The organism is Micromonospora sp. NPDC005206, assembly GCF_040608175.1.
Classification (GTDB): domain Bacteria; phylum Actinomycetota; class Actinomycetes; order Mycobacteriales; family Micromonosporaceae; genus Micromonospora.
On sequence record NZ_JBEXHU010000001.1, the window covers coordinates 173,749 to 195,860 of the forward strand.

At 73.3% G+C, this 22,112-nt stretch carries 17 protein-coding genes and 1 pseudogene; 9 read left to right on the plus strand and 9 right to left on the minus strand.

Features of this window, described 5'->3' with window-relative positions; translation table 11 throughout:
• Nucleotides 1-9: 9 nt before the first annotated feature.
• Together ABZU69_RS00830 and ABZU69_RS00835 are read right to left on the minus strand one after the other, a co-directional pair.
• Nucleotides 10-1,218 carry a sigma-70 family RNA polymerase sigma factor gene (locus ABZU69_RS00830; protein ID WP_354962331.1) on the minus strand — a complete coding sequence of 403 codons (1,209 nt, stop codon included), beginning with the start codon at nucleotides 1,216-1,218 and terminating at the stop codon, nucleotides 10-12.
• A gap of 2 nt (nucleotides 1,219-1,220) precedes the next feature.
• Complete coding sequence (locus ABZU69_RS00835) at nucleotides 1,221-1,577, minus strand: YciI family protein (RefSeq protein ID WP_354962332.1); 357 nt, start codon at nucleotides 1,575-1,577, stop codon at nucleotides 1,221-1,223.
• Nucleotides 1,578-1,848: 271 nt separating this feature from the next.
• On the opposite strand from ABZU69_RS00835, the gene fxsA reads away from it, so the two are divergent.
• Genes fxsA through ABZU69_RS00850 form a run of 3 tightly spaced genes read left to right on the plus strand, consistent with a single transcriptional unit; the run spans nucleotide 1,849 to nucleotide 5,036 of the window.
• The gene (gene fxsA / locus ABZU69_RS00840) at nucleotides 1,849-2,055 is read left to right on the plus strand and encodes an FxSxx-COOH cyclophane-containing RiPP peptide (RefSeq protein ID WP_354962583.1); all 207 of its coding nucleotides are present in this window, start codon (nucleotides 1,849-1,851) and stop codon (nucleotides 2,053-2,055) included.
• 2 nt (nucleotides 2,056-2,057) lie between these two features.
• Nucleotides 2,058-3,386, plus strand: a complete 1,329-nt coding sequence (locus ABZU69_RS00845; protein WP_354962333.1) for an FxsB family cyclophane-forming radical SAM/SPASM peptide maturase — start codon at nucleotides 2,058-2,060, stop codon at nucleotides 3,384-3,386.
• Nucleotides 3,387-3,389: 3 nt separating this feature from the next.
• The gene (locus ABZU69_RS00850) at nucleotides 3,390-5,036 is read left to right on the plus strand and encodes an HEXXH motif-containing putative peptide modification protein (protein ID WP_354962334.1); all 1,647 of its coding nucleotides are present in this window, start codon (nucleotides 3,390-3,392) and stop codon (nucleotides 5,034-5,036) included.
• Nucleotides 5,037-5,060: 24 nt separating this feature from the next.
• On the opposite strand, the gene ABZU69_RS00855 is transcribed toward ABZU69_RS00850, so the two are convergent.
• Complete coding sequence (locus ABZU69_RS00855; RefSeq protein ID WP_354962584.1) at nucleotides 5,061-5,993, minus strand: SMP-30/gluconolactonase/LRE family protein; 933 nt, start codon at nucleotides 5,991-5,993, stop codon at nucleotides 5,061-5,063.
• A gap of 110 nt (nucleotides 5,994-6,103) precedes the next feature.
• Here ABZU69_RS00855 and ABZU69_RS00860 point away from each other — a divergent pair, with 110 nt between their 5' ends.
• On the plus strand, nucleotides 6,104-6,589 hold the full coding sequence (locus ABZU69_RS00860; RefSeq protein ID WP_354962335.1) for an Lrp/AsnC family transcriptional regulator: 486 nt from the start codon (nucleotides 6,104-6,106) through the stop codon (nucleotides 6,587-6,589).
• Here the strand turns inward: ABZU69_RS00860 and ABZU69_RS00865 are convergent.
• From ABZU69_RS00865 to ABZU69_RS00875, 3 genes are read right to left on the minus strand one after another with little or no spacing between them, the layout of a single operon-like run.
• Nucleotides 6,586-7,692: an IS630 family transposase gene (locus ABZU69_RS00865; RefSeq protein ID WP_354962336.1), complete on the minus strand. Its 1,107-nt coding sequence runs from the start codon at nucleotides 7,690-7,692 to the stop codon at nucleotides 6,586-6,588. The genes ABZU69_RS00860 and ABZU69_RS00865 overlap by 4 nt on opposite strands.
• Before the next feature lie 47 nt (nucleotides 7,693-7,739).
• Entirely contained in the window at nucleotides 7,740-11,651 is a 3,912-nt protein-coding gene (gene fxsT / locus ABZU69_RS00870; protein WP_354962337.1) for an FxSxx-COOH system tetratricopeptide repeat protein, read from the minus strand.
• Between the two features lie 12 nt (nucleotides 11,652-11,663).
• Nucleotides 11,664-12,905, minus strand: coding sequence for a TIR-like protein FxsC (locus ABZU69_RS00875; RefSeq protein ID WP_354962338.1), 1,242 nt, complete (start codon nucleotides 12,903-12,905; stop codon nucleotides 11,664-11,666).
• A 201-nt stretch (nucleotides 12,906-13,106) separates the two neighbouring features.
• On the opposite strand from ABZU69_RS00875, the pseudogene ABZU69_RS00880 reads away from it, so the two are divergent.
• Nucleotides 13,107-13,745: pseudogene (locus ABZU69_RS00880) on the plus strand (family 1 glycosylhydrolase); the annotation flags it as partial.
• 77 nt (nucleotides 13,746-13,822) lie between these two features.
• On the opposite strand, the gene ABZU69_RS00885 reads toward ABZU69_RS00880, so the two are convergent.
• The 3 genes from ABZU69_RS00885 to ABZU69_RS00895 are packed head-to-tail and all read right to left on the minus strand — an operon-like array spanning nucleotide 13,823 to nucleotide 17,615.
• A complete protein-coding gene (locus ABZU69_RS00885) occupies nucleotides 13,823-16,282 on the minus strand; it encodes an FtsX-like permease family protein (RefSeq protein WP_354962339.1) in 2,460 nt (819 codons plus the stop codon).
• Nucleotides 16,279-17,004 (minus strand): ABC transporter ATP-binding protein, encoded by a 726-nt coding sequence (locus tag ABZU69_RS00890; protein WP_354962340.1) that lies wholly within the window; start codon nucleotides 17,002-17,004, stop codon nucleotides 16,279-16,281. Before ABZU69_RS00890 ends, ABZU69_RS00885 begins: the two co-directional genes overlap by 4 nt.
• Nucleotides 17,001-17,615 (minus strand): PadR family transcriptional regulator, encoded by a 615-nt coding sequence (locus tag ABZU69_RS00895; protein ID WP_354962341.1) that lies wholly within the window; start codon nucleotides 17,613-17,615, stop codon nucleotides 17,001-17,003. The genes ABZU69_RS00890 and ABZU69_RS00895 overlap by 4 nt, the downstream gene beginning before the upstream one ends.
• Before the next feature lie 93 nt (nucleotides 17,616-17,708).
• Here ABZU69_RS00895 and ABZU69_RS00900 point away from each other — a divergent pair, with 93 nt between their 5' ends.
• The 4 genes from ABZU69_RS00900 to ABZU69_RS00915 all read left to right on the plus strand — a co-directional run bounded on the left by ABZU69_RS00900 (nucleotide 17,709) and on the right by ABZU69_RS00915 (nucleotide 22,094).
• Entirely contained in the window at nucleotides 17,709-18,380 is a 672-nt protein-coding gene (locus ABZU69_RS00900; protein WP_354962342.1) for a TMEM175 family protein, read from the plus strand.
• A gap of 128 nt (nucleotides 18,381-18,508) precedes the next feature.
• On the plus strand, nucleotides 18,509-19,006 hold the full coding sequence (locus ABZU69_RS00905) for a 2Fe-2S iron-sulfur cluster-binding protein (protein WP_354962585.1): 498 nt from the start codon (nucleotides 18,509-18,511) through the stop codon (nucleotides 19,004-19,006).
• Nucleotides 19,003-19,998: a xanthine dehydrogenase family protein subunit M gene (locus ABZU69_RS00910; RefSeq protein ID WP_354962343.1), complete on the plus strand. Its 996-nt coding sequence runs from the start codon at nucleotides 19,003-19,005 to the stop codon at nucleotides 19,996-19,998. The genes ABZU69_RS00905 and ABZU69_RS00910 overlap by 4 nt, the downstream gene beginning before the upstream one ends.
• The gene (locus ABZU69_RS00915; protein WP_354962344.1) at nucleotides 19,995-22,094 is read left to right on the plus strand and encodes a xanthine dehydrogenase family protein molybdopterin-binding subunit; all 2,100 of its coding nucleotides are present in this window, start codon (nucleotides 19,995-19,997) and stop codon (nucleotides 22,092-22,094) included. Before ABZU69_RS00910 ends, ABZU69_RS00915 begins: the two co-directional genes overlap by 4 nt.
• Nucleotides 22,095-22,112: the final 18 nt, after the last annotated feature.

The following is a 22,112-nucleotide window of genomic DNA, read 5'->3' on the forward strand; positions in this document are numbered from 1 at the left end:
GCGGTGTGGTCAGTCGGTCGACAGAGCCGCCGCCCGCCCGCTGAGGAATGCCTGTTCGGCCGCGTTGTCGGTCAGCGCGGCTGCCCTCCGGTACGCCACGGCGGCCTCCCCGCCCCGGCCGAGCCGAGCCAGCAGGTCGGCGCGGACCGCGTGCCGTACGTGGTAGCCGTCCAGGTCGAGCCGGTCCACCTCGGCCAACGCCACCGCCGGTCCGGCCACCTCGGCGAGCGCGACCGCCCGGTTCAGCGCCACCACCGGGCCGGGGGCCACCGCCAGCAGGTGGTCGTACAGCTGGAGGATCTGCCCCCAGTCGGTGTCGGTGGCGCGCGGCGCGGCGCTGTGCACGGCGGCGATCGCGGCCTGGATCTGGTACGGCCCCGGCTGGTCGCGGCGCAGACAGCGGCGGACCAGCGACTGTCCCTCGGCGACCAGCGCGGCGTCCCACCGGGCCCGGTCCTGCCGGGGCAGCGGAACGAGGTCGCCGTCGGGGGTGGTCCGCGCGTCCCGACGGGACTCGGTGAGCAGCATCAGAGCGAGTAGGCCGAGCGCCTCCGGCTCGTCCGGCATCAGCTCGACCAGCAGTCGGGCCAGCCGGACCGCCTCGGCGCACAGCTCCGTGCGGACCAGTCGCCGTCCGGTGCTGGCCGTGTACCCCTCGTTGAAGATCAGGTAGAGAACCGCGAGCACGGCGTGCAGCCGGTCGGGCAGGTCGGCGTCGCGCGGAACGCGGTACGGGATCCGCGCGTCGCGGATCTTCGACTTGGCCCGGACCAGCCGCTGCGCCATCGTCGGCTCGGGCACCAGGAAGGCGCGGGCGATCTCGGCGGTGCTCAGACCGCCGAGCAGGCGGAGAGTGAGCGCGACCCGGGCGGCCGGGGCCAACGCCGGATGGCAGCAGGTGAAGATCAGACGTAGCCGGTCGTCGCTCACCGGTGTCTCCTCGACGGGTGGGTCGGCGGCGTACAGCAGGGCCGCCTGGGCGTGCCGGTCGGCCCGGGACGCTTCCCGGCGCAGCCGGTCGATGGCCCGGTTCCGGGCGGTGGTGATGATCCGGCCGGCCGGGCTGGGTGGCGGGCCGGTCTGCGGCCACCGTCGCAGCGCGATGGTGAAGGCGTCCTGGACGGCCTCCTCGGCGAGGTCGATGTCGCCGAGGAGGCGGACCAGGACGGCGACCGCGCGGCCGTACTCCGCGCGGAACACCGACTCCACGTTCTCCACGGTCAGTCGCCGGCTCCACCCTGGAACGGGCGGACCTCGACCGGCAGGGTGGTGGCCAGCGCGTAGCGGCGGCCCCAGTCCAGGGCGGCGTCCAGGTCCGGAACGTCGATGATGGTGATGCCGCCCAGGTACTCCTTGCCCTCGACGAACGGCCCGTCGGTGACGAGCACCTCGCCGTCGCGGGGGCGCAGCACGGTGGCGGATTCCGGGCTGTGCAGGCCCTGCCCGAAGACCCATGACCCGGTGGCGGTCAGCTCGTCACGCAACTCGCCGAGCTGGCGCATCACCCCGGCCAGGAACTCCGGCTCCGGCGGCAGCTCACCCTGCGGCTGGTGGATGCTGAGCAGGTAGAGAGTCATCGTTCCTCCTCGCGGGGCGGCCGGCCCGTCGCCGACCTCTCATCCTCCACACGAACGGCCGCCGGCCGGATCGACAGACCGCCCGGAAGAAATCCGAACGCCGGCCGCGTCGGCCGAGGTCGCGGGGCGGCACGACGGCGGCGGTGGTACGCCAGGTGACGGCGGGGTGGCCAGCGTGTGCGAGCTGCGGTGTCGCGCCATCCCGGGCCGGGCGCGATGGTGTAGAAAGGCGGAGTGAGCGCAGCGGTGACGCAGGTGCCGGTCGTTGACCGTGGGGCGGTCCACGGTGGCTGAGCACGCCCAACCGCCCACGCCCGTCACCGCCGGCGCCGCCCTGGTGCGGCTCGGCGACGTGCCGTTGGCGGATCTGCTGGCCGGCGCCGGTGACGGTGTGCTGGCCCACGTGCTGGCCACGCTGGTCACCGAGGGTGACCCGGCCCGGCCCGGCGACGTGTCCGCGTTCGAGTCGAGCTTCTGACCGTGTCGGCCGACGCCTCGCCGTCGGCCGACCAACGCCGCCCTGCCGCGGAGGTGGCACCGGCGGCTGCCCCGACCGCGCCCCGGGTACGCCAACTGGTGCTGAAGGTGCACTCGCGCTGCAACCTGGCCTGCGACTACTGCTACGTCTACCGGCACGCCGACCAGGGCTGGCGGGACCGGCCCCGGGTGATCGCGCCGGCCACCGTGGCCCGGGTGGCCGACCGGCTGGCCGCCCACGTCGCCCGGCACCGCACCGACCGGGTCCGCGTGGTCCTGCACGGCGGGGAGCCGCTGCTGGCCGGCGTCGCCGTGCTCGACCGGACGGTGCGTACGCTGCGCGCCGCGATGCCCGCCGGCACCACCCTCGACGTCACGATGCAGACCAACGGGCTGCTGCTGGACGAGGCGGTGCTCGCCTTCTGCCACACGCACGGCGTCGACGTCGGGGTGAGCGTGGACGGCGGCCGGACGGCCAACGACCGGCACCGCCGGCACGCCGACGGGCGGGGCAGCTTCACCGAGGTGGCCGCCGCGCTGCGCCTGCTGGCCCGACCCGAGCACCGGGCCCGGTACGCCGGCCTGCTCTGCACCGTCGACCTCGCCAACGATCCGGTCAGCGTCTACCGGAGCCTGCTGGAGTTCGATCCGCCCCTGCTGGACCTGTTGCTGCCGCACGGCAACTGGAGCACTCCCCCGCCCGGCCGCCACCCCGACGACCCCGCCACCCCGTACGCGGACTGGCTGATCGCCGTCTTCGACACCTGGTACCGGGAGACGCCCCGGCGCACCGGGATCCGGCTGTTCGAGTCGCTCATCGCGGTGCTGCTCGGCGGGCGCAGCGGCACCCAGGCGCTGGGCGTTGCCGAGCCGGACATCATGACGATCGAGACCGACGGCACCATCGAGGGCACCGACACCCTCAAGACGACCACCACGTCGGCGATGCGTACCGGGTTGGACGTCTTCCGGCACAGCTTCGACGAGGCGCTGCGCCACCCGTCGCTGGCGGGGCGGCCGACCGGGTTGGCGGCTCTCGGGGCGGCCTGCCGGGCCTGTCCGGTCGTCGGCGCCTGCGGCGGTGGCCTGTACGCGCACCGCTTCCGCGACGGCGCCGGCTTCGCCCACCCGTCGGTCTACTGCCCCGACCTGTTCCGGTTGATCCGGCACGTGCGGTCGGTGGTCGCCGCCGACCTGGAGGCGCTGCGCCGCCGCGTCGCCGCCCAGCCCGGCCCGGCCGAGGCGGCACCGCGCGACACGGTCCAGACACCGGTCGCGGGCCGCGCGGCGGAGGCGGTGGGTGCCGGGGCGATCGTGCTTGCGGGGCGGTGAGCCGTGTCGGGGCCGCTGTCCGGGACGCAGTTCGCCGGGCTGGCCGGCGGGCACGGTGACCCCACCGCCCTCGACGTGCTGCGCGGCGGGCAGTTGGGCCGGCGCAGGCTGCTGACGGTCGCCGCCGCCCGCGCGTACGGCGACGACCCGCTGGCCCGGCGCGGCCTGGAGCTGCTCACCCGGGCCGAGCGAGCCGACCCGGCGGCGGTCGCCGAGGTGCTGGCGCACCCGCCGCTCACCGGCTGGGCGCGCGCGGCCATCGGCCGGCCCGCCGACGCCGGCTACCTGGCCGCGCTCGCCGCTGCCGCGGCGACCCGGGCGGGTCTCGCCTTCGAGCTGACGCTGCCCTGCCCGGACGGCACGCTGCTGCTGCCCACCCTCGGCGGCGCGGTGGATCTCACCCCCGGCCCGACGGTGGTGAGCGCCCGGCACGGCACCGTGCGGATCGTCCCTCGGGACGGGCCGGCGCGCTGGCTGCCGGCGCGGCGGATCGCCCCGGCCGCCGGCGTCGAGGTCACCATCGACGACCAGGACCCGTGGCGGCGCCGGTACCACCACCCGCCCGCGCCCCGACTCGCCGACGACGCTGCCGCCGACCTGAGCCGGCTGACCGGGCAGGCGTGGCGGTGGCTGCACGTCAACCTGCCGGCCCACGCCGACGGGCTGGCCGGGTTGCTGCGCTCGCTGGTGCCGCTGCGGCCGCCGCCGTCCGGGCACGCGGTGAGCGCGACCAGTCGCGACGCGCTGGGCGCCATCGCGCTGTCCGTGCCGGCCGACCCGAAGACCCTCGCCCTGCTGCTGGTGCACGAGCTGCAACACACCAAACTCGGTGCGCTGCTGGACCTGGTGCCGCTGCACGGCCCCGGCGGGCCGGCCCGCTACCGGGCGCCGTGGCGGCTCGACCCCCGCCCGGTCGGCGCCCTACTCCAGGGCGCGTACGCGCACCTGGGGGTGGCCGAGGTGTGGCGCTGCCGGCGGGCGGAGGGCGTGACCGCCGCGTTCGAGTTCGCGTACCGGCGGGAGCAGACCGCCCGCGCGGTCCGGCAGCTCACCGACGCGGTGGAGCTGACCGACGCCGGGCGGAGCTTCGTGGCCGGCATGGCGGGCACCCTGCGCGGCTGGCGCGAGCCGGTCGACGAACGGGTCGAGGCGGCGGTGCGGGACATCGCCGACGGCGGCGCGGTGCGCTGGGGCCTGGCCAACCTGACCCCCCACCCAGATGAGGTCGACCGCGCGGTGCGGGCCTGGCGGCGCGAGCAGCCACGCCCGGACGACGGGCCGCCGCCGATGGTCGCGCCACGCCCGGCCGCCCCGGCGCTCGCCGTGGAGACCGGACCGGAGGCTGCGGTACGTGGGCGACTACTGACCGGCGACACTGGTCCGTCCATGCGGGACCCGTCTGACCGGGCTTACGCGGAAGGCGATCCGGTGCGGGCACTGGATGGGTACCGACGACGATTGAGCGGCGATCCCGGGGACACCGACGCCTGGGTGGGACTGGCGCTCGCCGCCCGGCGAACCGGGCATCCGGCCGCGGCCGTTGCCCTGGCGACCCGCCCGGACCTGGTTCGCGCGGTCCACCGGGCGGTGCCCGACGCCGACCTGCTGGCGTTGGCGACGTGGCGCCTCGACGCCCCGGCTTCTCCATGACCCGCGCCGTGCGCCGGTCGTCGCTCATCTCGCCTCGCCTCCGGTGGCCGCCGGGTAGCGGGCGCCGTTGAAGGTGACTCGCAGCGCGTACACGGAAGCGCCGGCGGTGATGAACAGGTGGTTGCGTTTCGGCCCACCGAAGGTGAGGTTGGCGACCGATTCGGGCAGCAGGAGCTTGCCGATGAGGGTGCCGTCGGGGTCGAAGCAGTGCAGGCCGTCCCAGGACGCGGCCCACACGCGCCCGGCGTCGTCGACGCGGAGGCCGTCGAAGCGGCCGAAATCGCATTCGGCGAAGACCCTCCCGCCGGTCAGGGAGCCGTCGGCGGTGACGTCGAAAACGCGGATGTGGCTCGGTTCCTGCCGGGTGTCGACGATGTAGACCTGCTGCTCGTCGCCGGAGAAGGCCAGGCCGTTGGGGCGGCAGAAATCGTCGGCGACGATCCGCAGGTCGCCGGTGGCCGGGTCGAGGCGGAACACGTGGCACGCGCCGCCGAACTCGTTCTCGCCCTTGTTGCCCTCGTAGTCGGAGTGGATGCCGTAGCTCGGATCGGTGAACCAGATCGTGCCGTCGGCGCGTACCACGACGTCGTTGGGGCTGTTGAGCCGCCGACCCTCGTAGCGGTCGGCGAGCACGGTGATCGTGCCGTCATGTTCGGTGCGGGTGACTCGCCGGTTGCCCTGTTCGCACGTGACCAGCCGGCCCTGGCGGTCCACGGTGTTGCCGTTGGCGTAGCCCGAAGCGTGGCGGTAGACGCCGACCGCGCCGGTGGTCTCGTCCCAGCGCAGCAGTCGATCGTTGGGGATGTCGCTCCACACCAGGTACCGGCCGGCTGGGAAGTACGCCGGGCCCTCGGTCTTGCGTGCGCCCGTGTGCAGCCGTTCGACGACGAAGTCGCCGTCCAGGTAGCGGAAACGCTCGTCGAGCAGGTGAAACTCCGCCGGAACAGTCTCGACCATCGCCATGCCTCCCAGATTTCGCCGATCACGTTCGGGCCAAGCCTACTCGGACCGAACCTGGTATGGTCAACAGGCTGGTTTGCAGGATTATGTTTTGAAGGAGCGGCTGGGTGGTAGACGACATCGACCGTGCGTTGTTGGCGCGCCTGCAGGACGACGCCACCCAGTCCTACGCGGCGCTGGGGAAGGCGGTGGGTCTGTCGGCGGGCTCGGCGCACGACCGGGTGCGCAAGCTCCGCGAACGCGGCGTGATCCGCCGCACCACCATCGACGTCGATCCGGCCGCCGTGGACCGCGGCGTGTCGGCCTTCGTGATGGTCGACGGCAACACGTGGATGGGCGACACCTGTGCCGCCCTCGCGGCCATGCCCGGCATCCAGGAAGCTCATGTCATCGCCGGCGCGGCCTCGCTGCTGGTGAAGATCCGCACCGCGACAACCGAAGACCTTCAGGCGGTGCTGCGCGGCATCTTCGACATCGACGGAGTCACCGGCACCCAGACCATCGTCGTGCTCGAGACGTTCTTCGAACGTCCGGTGAGCGTGCTCGACCAGGCCACCCCGCCGTCCCCGCCGGGTGTGCGGACAACCCCCTAGTGTCCTGAGTCGTTGGTTAGTTGGTTAAGTCGGGTGCAGTAGTTGGCGAGGCTGTCGAGAATCTCGTCGGCGGTCTTGGTCCAGACGAAGGGTTTCGGGTCTTCGTTCCAGGCAGCGATCCAGGTGTTGACGTCGGTTTCGAGGTCTTTGACGCTGCGGTGGCTGCTGCGGCGTAGCTTGCGGCGGGTCAGTTCGGCGAACCAGCGTTCGACGAGGTTGAGCCAGCTGCCCGAGGTGGGGGTGAAGTGCAGGTGGAAGCGGGGGTGCGCGGCGAGCCAGGTCTTGATCGCGGGGGTCTTGTGGGTGGCGTAGTTGTCGCAGATCAGATGCAGGTCCAGCTCGGGCGGGGTGTTCGCGTCGATGGTCTTGAGGAATCGCAGGAACTCCTGATGCCGGTGGCGGCGCTGGTGCTGGCCGATCACCTTGCCGGTGGCCACATCCAGGGCGGCGAAGAGGCTGGTGGTGCCGTACCGGACATAGTCGTGGGTTTGCCGGCCGGGCACACCCGGCATCATCGGCAGGACCGGCGCGCTACGGTCCAACGCCTGCATCTGCGACTTCTCGTCGACCGCGAGGACCATGGCCTTGTCCGGCGGGTCGAGGTACAACCCGACCACGTCACGGACCTTCTCGATGAACTGCGGATCCTTGGACAGCTTCCACGTGTCCACCAGATGCGGCTTGAGGCCGAACGCCCGCCAGATCCGAGAGACCGCCGTCTGGTTCAACCCCACGGCCTTGGCCATCGACCGAGTTGACCAGTGTGTGTCGTTGTTGATCGGTGCCTCTTCCAGAGTCTTCACGATCACCGCCTCGACCTGCTCATCAGTGATCTTGCGGGCAGCGCCCGGACGAGGCTCGTCCGCCAAACCCTCCAGCCGGTCACGCACGAAGCGGGCCCGCCACTTGTTCACCGTCTGCGGCCACACCCCCAACGCCGCAGCAACGTCCTTGTTCGTCGCGCCTTGCGCACACGCCAACACGATCCGCGCCCGCAATGCCAACGCCTGCGCGGTCTTCGCCCGACGAGACCAGGACATCAGAGTCTGACGCTCCACATCGGACAAAACCAGCTCGGCCTTCGGGCGCCCTGTTCGCGGCATACCACGAAGCCTACCCGAATTCAGCAGCTAATCACCGACTCAGGACACTAGAGCAGGGCCGGTTCGATGTAGGCGTTCGCGCGCTCCCGCTGGCGGGCCTGCACCACCCGCGGGTTGTCCCCGCCGAAGAGCTGCACCAGCTGCCCGAACGCCTCGTCGTAGAGGGCGCGCCCGGCGTCCGCCTCGCTCTCCGTGGCGAGCCGGCTCAACGCCAGGTTGACCGACGCGGAGAGGGTGTCCGGGTGCTCGGCGTCCAGCGCCCGGGTCAACTCCACGTACGCCGTGGTGTCCAGCAGCAGCGCGGCGTCCCGGTCGCCGAGGGCGAACAGGTCGTTGGCGAGGTTGAGGGTGGCCAACAGGGTGTGCGGGTGCCGCTCGCCGAGGGTGGCCAGCAACTGGTCGCGGACCCGCTGGGCGAGGTCCCGGGCCTGGACGTGGTCGCCCTGCTTGCGCAGCAGCACGCCGAGGTTGTTCAGGCAGGCCAGGGTGATGGCGTGTGTCTCGCCGAGCACCTCGTTGTAGCCGTCCCGCAGCCGCCGGGCCACCCGGAGCGCGGTCTGGTTGTCGCCGACCGCCGACCAGGTGGTGGCCAGCGCCATCTCGGCGGACAACGTGTCGGCGTGCTCGCCACCGAGGATGCGCTGGTAGCGGACCACGGTCCGTTCGATCAGCCGGTGCGCGTCGGCGAAGCGGCCGAGCTGGCGCAGGGTGAGCGCCAGCTCCTTGGCCGTCCGGAGGGTCTCCGGGTGGTCCGCGCCGATCACCTTCTGCTGGACGGTGTAGGTGCGTTGCAGCACGCTGTGCGAGCGCCACAGCTCGCCCGTGTCCCGTAGCCCCCGCCCATAGTTGCTGGCCGAGGCCAGGGTGGACGGGTCCTCCTCGCCGAAGCGGGCCCGCCGCCGCTCATGGATGTGCTGGTCCAGCAGGGCGGCACCGCGAAAGTCGCCGACCAGCCGCAGCGACACGGCGAGGTTGTTCTCCGCGGTGAGGGTCCGGCCGCTGTCGTCGCCGAAGGTGCGCACGCTCAGCTCCAGGGTGCGCCGGTCCTGCGCCTCGGCATCGTGGTAGAGGCCCTGGGCACGCAGGTCGGCGCCGAGGCTGCGGGCGGTCATCAGGGTGTAGAGGTGCTCCTCGCCGAAGATCCGCCGCTGCCGGTCGTACACGTCCCGGTCGATCTCGTACGCCTGGTCGAAATGGCTCTGCGCGCGCAGCACGTTCGCCAGGTGGAAGCGCATCCGCAGCTTGGTCGGGTCGTCATCGTCGGTGTCGCGCCAACCGGCCAGCGACTCCTGCGCCAACGCCCGGCTGGTGTCGTAGTCGCCGCGCCGGTAGAGGTAGCGCACGATGTCCACGACCAGTTGCCGCGCCTCGTCCATGGTGGACAGATGCAGCCCGCTGGGGCGCACGTGCGGCCACAGCTCGGCGTACCGGGGCCAGTTGACCGGCTTGTCCGGGTCCCGTGGGCTGGCCGCCGCGAGCAGCGACTGGGCCTGCCGGCGGGCCTCCTCCGCGTCGTCGAGCTGATCCTGGATGACCAGTTGGACCAGCCGGTGGATGCGGACGGAGTTGTTCTCCGCGTCCACCTGGGCCAGCCCGTAGCGACCCAGCTCGGCGGTGACCAGGCCCTGCAGGATCGGGTCGGTCAACGTCGGGTCGAACGGGGCCATGAAGCTCGCGAAGCGCTCGCCGGTGAGCATGGCGACCGGGATGGGCTCCGGCGCGTAGAACGAGCAGAGTTCCAACAGCCGGGCGGCCGCCGGCTTCTCGGAGCGGAGCTGGGCCAAGGTGACCAGCCAGGTGGCGGCGAGCGTCTTGGAGTAGCCGGCGGACTGCCGGCCGTCGAGGATCCGCAGCAGCCCTGGCGTGTCCAGCGAGGCGAGGTACCGGTCGACCTGCATCGCGGTGGCCCGCAGGTACGCCGCACCCTGCTCGACCGCGAGCGGCAGGTCCCCGAGTTTCTCGGCCACCTGCGTCGCCTCGCCGTCGGTGAGCCCGCGGACCCGGTCACGCAACAGCTGGACGCTCTCGGCGCGGTCGAAGACGCTCAACTCGGTCGCGGTGGCGTACTCGCTCCAGCTCTGGTCGCGGGTGGTGAGCAGCACATGGCCCGGGCCCTGCGGCAGAAGCGCCCTGGTGCCCCGGGTGGGTTCGTTGGCGTTGTCCATGATGATCAGCCAGCGCCGGTCCGGGCCGCCCCGGCGCAGCGCGTCGAGCACCCGGCGGACCGCGTCGGCGCCGCCGCCGGTGCCCAGCCCCATCGCCTGGCCGAGGTCGGCGAGGCCGCCACGGATGCGGTCCTCGCTGTCCGCCGGGATCCACCAGACCAGGTCGTAGTCGCGGCCGAAGCGCAGCGCGTACTCGGCGGCGAGCTGGGTCTTGCCGACTCCGCCCAGGCCGTGCACCACCTGTGTCGCCGAGTCCGGTGCGGCGGTGAGCCGGTCGCGCAGCGCCTCCAGCTGGGCGGCCCTGCCGACGAACGGGGTGCCGTGCTGGCGGACGTTGGACACCGCCGGGAACGGGCCGGGGAACCGGCCGACCGCGCGCCCGCCGACCGCGACCGCCGAGGCGCCGGCCGCCTCCAGCAGCCGGGTCCGGGCGGTGGACGGATCGACGTCGGTGAGGTCCACGGGGCTGCGGTCGCTGTACGGGACGGGCAGCCGCGACTCGTCCACCCGCAGCGGCACCAGCAGGCCACCGCCGCCGAGCTGGTCCCGGCCGGAGGCGGTCTTCCACACCTCGGCGGCGAGCGAGGTGCCCGCGTAGTGCCGGGTGAGCACGGCCAGCACCCGGCTGGCGCCGCCGACGGCCCGGTCGAACTCGGCCCGCCCTCCGGCACGCAGCGGGACGTCCACCGCCCGGCGGTCCACCCGCAGCCCGGCCTCCTCCAACTGGTCGGTGATCCACTCGGCCCAGAGCCGGTCGGCGGACGCGTAGCTGACCAGCACGGCCTGCTCGGCGGTGAGCCGGCTGCGCTCGAACTCGGTCAGCGAGCGGCGCCGGTCCTCCTCGGGCATCGGGTGCATCGTGGTGACCCGGCCCCCGGTGATCACCGAGGCGAGCTGCTCGTACGCGGCTAGCAGGGTGCCGACCTGCTCGGGCCGGTCGCCGAAGGCGGCGAGGATCTCCTCGTAGGCGTAGAAGGCGCGGTACGGCACCTCGATGGTGTTCCAGTAGCGGGCCGCCGCCGAGTCGGAGAGGTGGTCGAGGAAGGGTGCGAACTCGGCCCGGACCAGGTCGCGGCCGGTCTCCAGCTTGCGCAGTTCGGCGTCCTCCACCCGCATCGGCACCGGCAGCAGCAGCGGCGGGTCGTCCAGGCGCTGGCCGCGGATGGAGCGGGCCACCGCCGCCGCGCCGCGGATGCTCTGGGTGGACATGGTGAAGCAGTTGACCACCAGGTCGGGCAGTTGCACGGTGCAGATGCCGGCCACGTCGCTGAGGCCGGTGCGGCTGTCGATCAGCACCACGTCGTACTCGGCGCGCATCTGCGCGCGGACCGCGTCGATGAACGACGCGCCGCCCTGCCGCTCGTAGAAGTTGGCCCAGTCGAACGTGCTCACCAGCCGGGAGTACGCCGAGTCCTGCTGCCCGGCGGCCACGAAGTCGATGACGCCGCCGTGGCTGAAGTCCCAGTTCAGGGAGACCGCCCGTCGCTGGATCTTGCCGTGCCCGGTGAGCAGCTCCTGGGAGTCCTCGTCCCGGTTGCGTTGCATGGTGGCGATCGAGTAATCCCAGATCATCTCGATCACGCCCGGGGTGGCCCGCAGCTCCTTGTCCCGCAGGAACGGGTGGAAGTAGCGGTGCAGGCCCGGGGATTCCAGATCCCAGTCGACCACCAGCACCTGCAGGCCCTGACTGGCGAGGATCCAGGCCACGTTGGCGAGCGCCATCGTCCGGCCGGTGCCGCCCTTGTACGAGTAGAAGGTCACGATCTGGCCGCGTGCCGTCTCGTTCACCGCCATGGCCTGCCTCCCCTAGGGACCTTCGAGGATCGGGCGTTGGCCGGAGCCGTCCGTGGGTGGCTCCTGGTAGACCGTGCCCGTGCGGTAGATCCGGCCCTGTTCGACCACCAGCACGTCCTCCAGCTCCTCCTGGAAGCGGGCGGAGGTCGCGATCTCGGTGCGCCACAGGTCGCGGGTGTTGTGCAGCACGTGATGCGGGAGCACCCGGGCCAGCGTGTCCCACATCTTGCGGTTACCACCGGACGCGGCGTCGTCGGCTGCCGTCCAGGGTACGAGCACCGGCGCCCGCGGCGAGGCCACGTCGCGGTCGTAGCGGATCAGACTGAGCTGGTAGCGCGGCAGGTCGGCCGACCAGACGTCGACCACCAGCACGACGATCTGGTTGTGGGCCCGGGCCCATTCCCGGACCGCGGCCAACTCCTCCGCATCCTCCACCGTCCAGCCGTAGCTCTTGGTGGTTGCGATGGCGCCGGCCCAGCTGCCGATCGGCACCTCCAGCTCGGGCCGGTACGGCCGCCAGTCCCGGGAGACCGCGCCGTAGCGCTCCTCGGCGCCGGGACGGCTGTCGGCCAGCTCGGCGGAGCTGCCGGCGACCAGCACGATGTGCACGTGCCGCGCGCTGGTGGCCCGCTGCACGACGCCGGCCACGGCCGGCCCGGTCTGCGCCTGCGGGCGGGCCGGCTGACCGAACGCGCTGGTCACCTTGGCCAAGGTCGGGCGCTGCGCCGGCTGGTGCAGGGTGTGGTCGCGCGCGGTCTGCACGATGTGCTTGGCCAGCGCGTCGACGAAGTCGCGGTACTCGTCCTCGTGCCGGCGGCGTTGCTTGAGGGTGAGCAGCCCGTCCTGGGCGTAGACCGTGCCGGTCGGGAAGTTGCGGTACTGGTAGGTGCCGACCACCTCGGGCAGCCGGTCGCAGGGGATCCACTGCACCGGCACCAGCGCTGGCGGGCGGACCTGGAACTGCCGCTCGTGCTCGTCGATCCGGTCGGCGAAGACCCGGAACTCCCGGCCACAGTAGTCACTGACGACGTACCGGGGGGAGGTGAGCGCGATCAGGCAGGCGCTGGTGGAGAGAGCGCCGGCCAGGGCGTCCGTCCAGGTGGTGCCCAGCAGCATCTGCCCGTCGATGAACCCGGCCTCGTGCCAGCGGACCCCGGCCAGCCCGGCCACCGCCTCGCTGAGATCGCCGAAGAACGCCTGCACCTGACCGTTGCGGTTGTCCTCTTGGGCGTAGCTCAGGAAGAAGAGTGGCACGCCCGCCTCCGCTCACGGGTCCCACGACCGGTGCGCCCAGTATAGGACCGTCGATGCCAGCCCAGCCGTCACGCGATCATCGCATTGGGCGCGCCGGGAGTCACATGCCCGACGTTTCGCGGCTGAGCGGAGGCGCGGAGGCGGCCGGGCCGGCCCGGTTCGTCGGCGCGACCGGGCCGGCCCGGCCGGCGGGCCGACGGGCACGTCAACCGCTGGTGGCTGGACCCGGTGCACGGGCGCGGCTACCCCGCCGACATGATCGCCACCTACGGAGTCGAACCGCCGGTACGCGGCGACGACCTGGCGGTGATCGCCACGCCCACCGACTTCCTCGGCGTGAACTACTACTTCCGGCAACTCGTGGTCGACGACCCGGCCGGGCCGCCGCCGTACGCCCGGCAGGTGCCGGTGCCCGGCTCGGTGGAGACTGCGATGGGCTGGGAGGTGTACCCGACGGGGCTGGAGCGGCTGCTGGTCGAGGTGAGCCGGGAGTACCGGCCGGGCCGGATCATCGTCACCGAGAGCGGCTCGGCGTGGCCGGACGAGGTCACCGCGGACGGCACGGTGGAGGACAAGGAGCGCACCGACCATCTGGAGCAGCACCTGGCGGCCTGCGCGTCGGCGGTGGCCCGGGGTGTGCCGCTGGACGGCTACTTCGTCTGGTCGCTGCTGGACAACTTCGAGTGGGCGTACGGCTATGACAAGCGCTTCGGATTGGTGCACGTGGACTACGCCACCCAGCGCCGGACGGTGAAGGCGAGCGGCCTGCGCTACGCCGAGCTGATCCGCGCCCACCAGCGCCTCGCCCGCACGACCGGGACCGCCACGCCGGTGGCCTGAAACGGGGGTGGGCGAGACCGAGGCACCCTGGGCGCCGCGCCGATCGGCGCCCAGGGTGCCCTGGTCTCGCCCGGCGCTCAGTCCAGGACGCGACGGGCCAGCGACGGCGGCGGCCGGCCGGCGAGCAGCCATCCGGCGCCGGTGGCGACCACCAGCAGCCCGCTGACGATCGCCACGAGGTGCGCGACGGGCACGGCGCCGAGCGGGTCGAGGTCACGGTGCAGAGCAGCGGCCAACGCCAGGTACGCGCCGGCCACACCCAGCACGGCACCGAGCAGGGCGAGGGCCCCGGCGGTGGTGGCGGTGAGGGTCCGCCGTACCCGCCTCGACGCACCGGTCGCGGTCAGGGTGCGCAGGTCCGCCGCCGCCTCGCCCCGGATGAGCCCGACGGTTGTCGCGAGCACCCCGAGCGCGAGCAGCACGCCGGCGACGGTCGCGCCGGTCCGCAGCGCGGTCAGCGAACTCTGCGACCGACGTGACTCGATGGTGAGCCCGGCGGTGGCGGCCAGCTCCTGGGCCGTGGCCAGCTGCGCGCCGGTGAGGGGGTGGTCGGCCGCGAGGAACCAGCCGACCCGGGCCGGCTGCCAGCCGTGCCGGGCGAGCGCGGCGGGAGTGATCAACGAGTCGGGCAGCCCGGTGTAGCCAGACCGGGGCAGGGTGCGCACGCTCGGCCGCACGCCCCGGGCCGGGATGTTCACCAGCTCCAGCTCACCGGTGCGGGCGGTGAGCACGTCGGTGTCGGCCTCGACCGCCATCCCGTCCGCCCCGTTCAGCCGGAGCAGTCCGGGACTGACCACGTAGAGCGGATGGGAGGGGGTCGACTCGCCGGCCGCTGCCGGAACGCCGATCTCGACGGCCGGGTGGCCGGTCGGTCCCCCCTCCCGACCCGGGTCGGTGTGCGAGGCCACCACCGCCATGTCGAGCGGAATGACGGTGGCCGCGCCAACGCCGGCCGCGATGGTGTCGGTCCGGGCCTGGAGAGCGGCGATCTCGGCCGCCGTACGCTCCGGAATCACCGGATCCGGCTGCCCGATCCGGATCAGCAACTGGCTGTCCGCCAGGTTGCCCAGCCCGGCGGCCTCCCGGCTGCGGTACTCCGCCGCGGCGGAGCCCACCACGATCGCCGCCGACAGGCCCACCGCGAGACTGATGGCGGCGAGCGCCGCACCGGCCCGAACGCGATACCGGGCCAGGTCGGCCAGCGCGAGCCGAACGGCCACCGGAAGGCCGCCCCGGGCCGCCGCCAGAGCCGGGATGGTCAGCGGGCTGGCGAGCAGCACGCCGAGCACGGTGCCGACGCTGCCCACGACGATGAGCAGCGGGTTCGACCCGTCGGAGAGCACCAGGGCGGTGAGGCCGGCGGCGAGCAGCGCGGCCGCGGCCACGGCGGTCCGTCGCGCCGCCGGCGGGGCCGGTGGCCGTGCCGACAGCGCGCTCATGATCGGGGTACGCGCCACCGCGCGGGCCGGCCACCAGGCGGCGGCGGTCGCGGTGACCACGGCCAGCAGCATGCCCACGCCGACGGTGAGCCAGGGCAGGTCGAAGCGGCCGATGCGGTGCCCGGCGGCGGTCTCGACGAGACCGGCGGTGACCAGCCAGGCGGCGACCCCGATGGCGGTGCCGCAGACCGCGGCGACCACCCCGACAGCCGCGCCGTTGACCAGCAGCACCAGCCGCAGATGTCGGCGGGTGGCGCCCATCGCCGCCAGCATGCCGAGCTGACGCAGCCGGCGCTGCGCCAGCACCACGAATCCCGCGGCGGCCACGAGCGACACGAGTAGCAGGCCGACGGTTGCCAGCGCCAGGGCGGCAAGGGTGAGCACGGTGCGCTCGGCCGCCGGCCGGGACTCGCGCACCAGCGGGCCGTCGACAGTCCGGCGGAAGGCCTCCATGGTGTCGCGGTCGCCGGCCACCAGCACGGTCACCGACTGCGGCCGCTCGGCGTGGGCGGGGTCGGTGAGGGCGAACTCGTCGTGCAGGTCCGCCGGATTCTCGACCACCCCGACGATCAGGCGGTCGGCGTCACCGAGCGGGACCCGGGCGCCGAGCCCGGCGCGCAGGGCTTCCGCCACCCCGTCGGTCACCGCCAGCTCGTCGGGCCCGGACGGGTAGCGGCCCTGCCGCAGGGCGAGCATCGGGCCGCCGTACGCCCCGGCGGGGTCCTGGGCCCGGACGTCCACCGGGTCGAACAGTCCCGGCACCGGCACTCGCCGGTGACCGATCACGTCGATCGTGCCGAACCACGCCCGAGCGGCGGTGACCCGGTTGTCCAGCGCGGCGGGGTCGTCGCCGGGGATCCGGATGAGCTGGTCGGCGCGGCCGAACGTGGCGTCGCTCGACGGGGGGAGGTTCCAGGTCGCCGCCAGACCGAAGGTGGCGCCGGTGACCGCGACGGTGAGCAGCGCGATGGCCAGCAGTTGCTGCCGCCACTCGCGGCGGAACAGTCGTACCGCCCAGCGGATCACCGCGCGGCGGGCCGCAAGCCCGCCGCCCGTGGGCCGGGTGGCCGTCCGGCTCGGATTCGCGGTGGCGGTCACAGCGCCGGGTCCGGGGCGAGCAGAGCGTCCGGGCCGGCCGACGGCGCGGTCTGGTCGACGACCCGGCCGTCCCGTATGAAGATCACCCGATCGGCCCAGGAGGCGAGCTGGGCGTCGTGGGTGACCATCACTCCCGCGATGCCGCGCTTGCAGGCCGAGCGGAGCATCCGCAGGACGGCTTCGCCGTTGGCCGCGTCGAGGGCGCCGGTGGGCTCGTCGGCGAGCAGCAACCGCCGGTCCCCCACCACGGCGCGGGCGATCGCGACACGTTGGCGCTCGCCGCCGGAGAGGTCGTCGGGGAAGTGCCCGGCGCGGTCGGTCAACCCCAGCTCGTCGAGCACCCGCAGGGCGGCGGCTCGCGCCGGACGCGCGGCCATGCCGTCGAGCTCCAGGGGCAGGGCCACGTTCTCGGCGGCGGAGAGGCCGGCGAGCAGGTTCAGATCCTGGAAGACGAAGCCGAGCGACCGGCGACGCAGGCGGGCGGTGGCGTCGGCGGAGAGCGTGGCGAGGTCCGACCCGCACACCGTGACCTGGCCGTCGGTGGGCTCCTCCAGGGTGCCCGCGATGGTCAGCAGGGTGCTCTTGCCCGAGCCGCTGGGGCCCATCACGGCGACCAGTTCACCGGCGACCACGTCGAGGTCCACCGCGCGCAGGGCGTGCACGGCGGCGGCACCGGCGCCGTACACCTTGGACACCTGTCGCAGGCTCAACACGACGCTCATCGCCGGGCTCCTGACGTCCGGTCGCGGTCCGGCCGCGTCGTACGCCCGGCGGGAGCGTCGGCGGCAGGCGGTGCGGCGGCCTGGTCGGCGGGCGGCGTCGGACGGGTACGCAGGCGCGCGTCCGCGGCGTCCAGCCACCGGACGACCGCTTCCAGCCGGAACAACTCGGCGTCGACGACGAGGCCCAGGCCGACGTCCTCCGGCGACGCGTCGGCCTTGAGATGCGTGTAGTGCTGCATCTCCTCGACGATCCGCCGCCGGTGGGCCTGGAGGATCCCGGTCACGTCCACCTGGGGCAGGCGCATCGCCACCTGCACCTTCATGACGAGCTCGTCCCGGGGCGGCGGCCCGGCCTGCGGCGGCGTACGCAGCCAGCTGTGCAGCTCGCGCTCGCCGTCGGCGGTGAGCCGGTAGCGCTTCTGGGCGCCGTCGCGGCCGGCGTCGTCGGACTCGACGTGCCCCTCGCGCTCCAGGCGTTGCAGCGTGGTGTAGACCTGCCCGACGTTGAGCGGCCAGACCTCGCCGGTTCGCGCCTCGAACTCCTGGCGGAGTTGGAGACCGTACTTCGGTGCCTCGGTGAGCAGCGCCAGCATGGCGTGACGGATGCTCACGATCCATCACCTACGGTTAACATACTCGGTATAATACACAGTATTCTCGAGCTGACGCCTCGATAAACCGCACCGGGCGGTTAGCCTGCGCCAATGGCCGCAGCAGCCGACGAGGTCGAGCAGCCCGACACCGGGCCACGGATGTCCGAGACGGACCGGTTGACCGCGTTCAGCGACGGCGTCTTCGCCATCGTCATCACGCTGCTGGTCATCGAGCTGCGGGTGCCGGAGTACCACGCGGGTGAGTTGCTGGCCGGGCTGCTCGACGAAGGAGCGTCCTACCTGGCCTTCGTGGTGTCCTTCGTCTACGTCGGCGTGCTCTGGCTCAACCACCACGCGCTGGTCCGGCTGATCCGCGCCACCACCCTCGCGCTGAGTTGGATCAACCTCGGCATCCTCTTCGGCGCGGTGATCATCCCGTTTCCGACCGCCGTGCTGGCGTCCGTGCTCACCCACGGCGACACCGCCGACCGTCGGGCCGCCGTCGCCCTGTACGCGCTGGCCGCCGCGCTGATGTCGGCGCCGTGGCTGGTGTTCTTCGGCTATCTGCACCGCCACCCGGAGCTGCTTCAGCGCGGGGTCAGTCCCGGGTACGTGCGGACGCAGCGGCTGCGACCGGTCACCGGCCTGGTCCTCTACGGGCTCAGCGGCCTGCTCGGCTGGTTCGTCAATCCGATGCTGGGCCTGATCGGCGTCATCGTCATGATCGTGTATCACGCGTTCACCAGCGAAGGGCTGCGCCGCCGACGGACCGCGGGTCGCTGACCCGCCGAATCCTTCCGTGCGAGGGTCTATGGGTTGTTCGCCCGGATATGTACTGGCAAAGCTAGTCTGAGCCGGTGCGGGGCGGACCGGAGAGCGAGACGACCACCGACGAGCGGCACTCGTCCCGGGTGGCGTTCGACGTCAACGACGCGCACCGCGAGCTGACCCTGGACAACCGCACCACCCTGCTGGACACGCTGCGCGAACAGCTCGGCCTGACCGGGGCGAAGAAGGGCTGCGACCACGGCCAGTGCGGCTCGTGCACGGTGCTGCTGGACGGCCGGCGGGTGAAGAGCTGCCTGCTCCTCGCGGTCACTCTGGACGGCCGGTCGGTGGTCACCGTGGAGGGGCTGGCCGGCCCGGACGAGCTGTCCCCGCTCCAGGCCGCCTTCGTCGCGCACGACGCGTTCCAGTGCGGCTACTGCACCCCCGGCCAGCTCTGCTCCGCCCGTGGCATGCTCGACGAGGTCGCCCGTGGCTGGCCCAGCGCGGTCACCGGCGACCTCACCGCCCCGCCCGAGCTGACCGACGCGGAGATCCGCGAGCGGATGGCCGGCAACCTGTGCCGCTGCGCCGCGTACCCGCACATCGTCGCGGCCGTTCGCGAGACGGCGACGACGAGGTGAGACCGTTCCGCTACCACCGGCCCGCCGGCGTGGCCGAGGCGGTCGCCGTGCTGGCCGTCGAGCCGCAGGCGGCGTACCTGGCCGGCGGGACCAACCTGGTGGACCTGATGAAGCTCGGGGTGCAGCGGCCCGACCTGCTGGTGGACGTGACCCGGCTGCCGCTGGACGCCGTCGAGGAGCTGCCCGGCGGCGGGCTGCGGATCGGCGCGACGGTCCGCAACAGCGACCTGGCCGCCCACCCGGTGGTCCGGCGCGACTACCCGGTGCTGGCCCGCGCGCTGCTCGCCGCCGCCTCCGGGCAGCTGCGCAACCTGGCCACCACCGGCGGCAACCTGTTGCAGCGCACCCGCTGCGTCTACTTCCAGGACACCGGCAAGGCCTGCAACAAGCGCGAGCCGGGCAGCGGCTGCGCCGCCCGGCACGGCCAGAACCGCGACCTGGCCGTGCTGGACTGGTCCGACCTGTGCGTGGCGACCCACCCGTCGGACCTGGCGGTCGCGCTCGCCGCGCTGGACGCCGTGGTGGAGGTGCACGAGCCCGACGGTCCGCGGGACGTTCCGCTGGCGGCGCTGCACCGCTCACCCGGCGAGCACCCGGAACGGGAGACCACCCTGGCCCGAGGTGCGCTGATCACCGCTGTCCGGCTGCCGCACCTGCCGGCCGCGCGCCGCTCGGCGTACCTCAAGGTGCGCGACCGGGCGTCGTTCGCCTTCGCCGTCGGCTCGGTGGCCGCGGTGCTGGACCTCGACGGCGACGTGGTCCGCGACGTCCGGCTGGCGTACGGGGCGGTGGCACACCGGCCGTGGCGGGCGTACCGGGCCGAGGAGGAGCTGCGCGGGCGGCCGTTCAGCCCGCAGCTGGCGGCGCGGGCCGCCGATGCCGAGCTGGCCGAGGCCCGCCCGCTGCGGCACAACGGCTTCAAGCTGCCGCTGACCCGGGCGATCACGGTGCGGGCCCTGACCGAGCTGGCCGAGGGGACCTCCGCACCATGACCACCGGCGCGGTGGGGCGGGCGTATCCCCGGTTGGAGGGTCGGGAGAAGGTCACCGGCACGGCACGGTACGCGGTGGAGTACCCGGTGGACGGGGTCACCTACGGCTGGGCGGTGCCGGCGGCGGTGGTCCGGGGACGCATCACCCGGGTCGACGCCGCGCCGGCGCTCGCGCTGCCCGGCGTGCTCGCCGTGGTGCACCACGGCAACGCGCCCCGACTAGCGCCCGGGCCGGAGCCGGACCTGTGGCTGTTGCAGGAGCCGGCCGTGCACTACCGGGGGCAGCTGATCGCGGTGGTGGTCGCCACCAGCCTGGAGGCGGCCCGGGAGGGCGCCCGGCTGGTCCGGATCGACTACGACGCCGGGCCGCACAGCACGGTGCTCACCGCCGACCACCCCGGCCTGTACCGGCCGGACCAGGTCAACCCCAGCTACCCGACGGACACGGCGGAGGGCGACTTCGACGCTGGGTACGCGGCCGCGCCGGTACGGCTGGACGCCACGTACCGGACGCCGGCGTACCACAACAACCCGATGGAGCCGCACGCCACCACCGCGCAGTGGCGGGACGGGCGACTGCTGGTGCACGACTCCAACCAGGGCGCCACGCCGGTGCAGGCAGTCCTGGCCGAACTGTTCGAGCTGCCCCGCGAGTCGGTCCGGGTGATCGCGCAGCACGTTGGCGGCGGCTTCGGCAGCAAGGGATACCCCAAAGCGGCCGTGGTGCTGGCCGCGCTGGCGGCGCGGCAGGTGGACCGGCCGGTTCGGCTGGCGCTGACCCGGCAGCAGTTGTTCGGGCCGGTCGGCTACCGCACTCCCACCATCCAGCGGGTCCGGCTCGCCGCCGACGCCGACGGGCGACTCACCGCGATCTGCCACGATTCGATCACCCAGACCTCGACCCTTCAGGAGTTCGCCGAGCAGGTCGCCGTCTACACGCGCAGCATGTACGCCGCGCCGCACCGGCGCACCACGCACCGGCTGGCCCGCCTCGACGTGCCCACGCCGTTCTGGATGCGCGCCCCGGGCGAGTGCCCCGGCGCGTACGCCCTGGAGTCGGCGATGGACGAGCTGGCCACCGAGGCCGGCATCGACCCGGTGGAGCTGCGGATCCGCAACGACCCCGCGGTCGACCCCGAGCTGGGACAGCCGTTCACCAGCCGCAACCTGGTTGCCTGTCTGCGCGAGGGGGCCCGCCGGTTCGGCTGGGCCGACCGGGACCCCGCACCCCGGGCCCGGCGCGATGGGCGCTGGCTGGTCGGCACCGGGGTGGCCGGCGCGAGCTACCCGGCGCGGGCGCGGGCTTCCGCCGCGACGGCCACCGCGCGCCCCGACGGCGGTTTCCTGGTCCGGATCGACGCCACCGACATCGGCACCGGCGCCCGGACGGCGCTCTGGCAGGTGGCGGCCGACGCGCTGGGGGTGTCGCCGGAGCGGGTGGAGATCCAGATCGGCGACAGCGACCTGCCGCCGGCCGGGGTGGCGGGCGGCTCGATGGGCACCTCCTCGTGGAGCTGGGCGGTGATCCGCGCGTGTGAGGCGCTGCGGGAGAAGCTTCGGGACACCCCAGGCGGGGTGCCGTCCGACCGGGAGGTGACCGCGGAGGTGAGCACCGCCGACGAGGTGCGGGAACAGCCCGCGCTGCCGCGGTACGCGTACGGGGCGCACTTCGCCGAGGTCCGGGTGGACGCGGACACCGGCGAGGTGCGGGTGAACCGGCTGCTCGGGGTGTTCGCCGCCGGGCGGGTGGTGAACCCGACGACCGCGCGCAGCCAGCTCATCGGCGGCATGACGATGGGCCTGTCGATGGCGCTGCACGAGGAGGGCGTGCTCGACGAGCGGTACGGCGACTGGGTCAACCACGACCTGGCCACCTACCACATCACGGGTTGCGCGGACGTGGAGCGGATCGAGGCGCACTGGCTGGACGAGCAGGACGGCGAGCTGAACCCGGCCGGGGTGAAGGGCATCGGCGAGATCGGCATCGTCGGCACCGCGGCGGCGATCACCAACGCGGTGCACCACGCGACCGGCGTACGAATCCGCGACCTGCCGATCCGACTCGACAAGCTGATCGGCATATCACCGTTGGCTTAAATAAGCTCGTCCTGATAT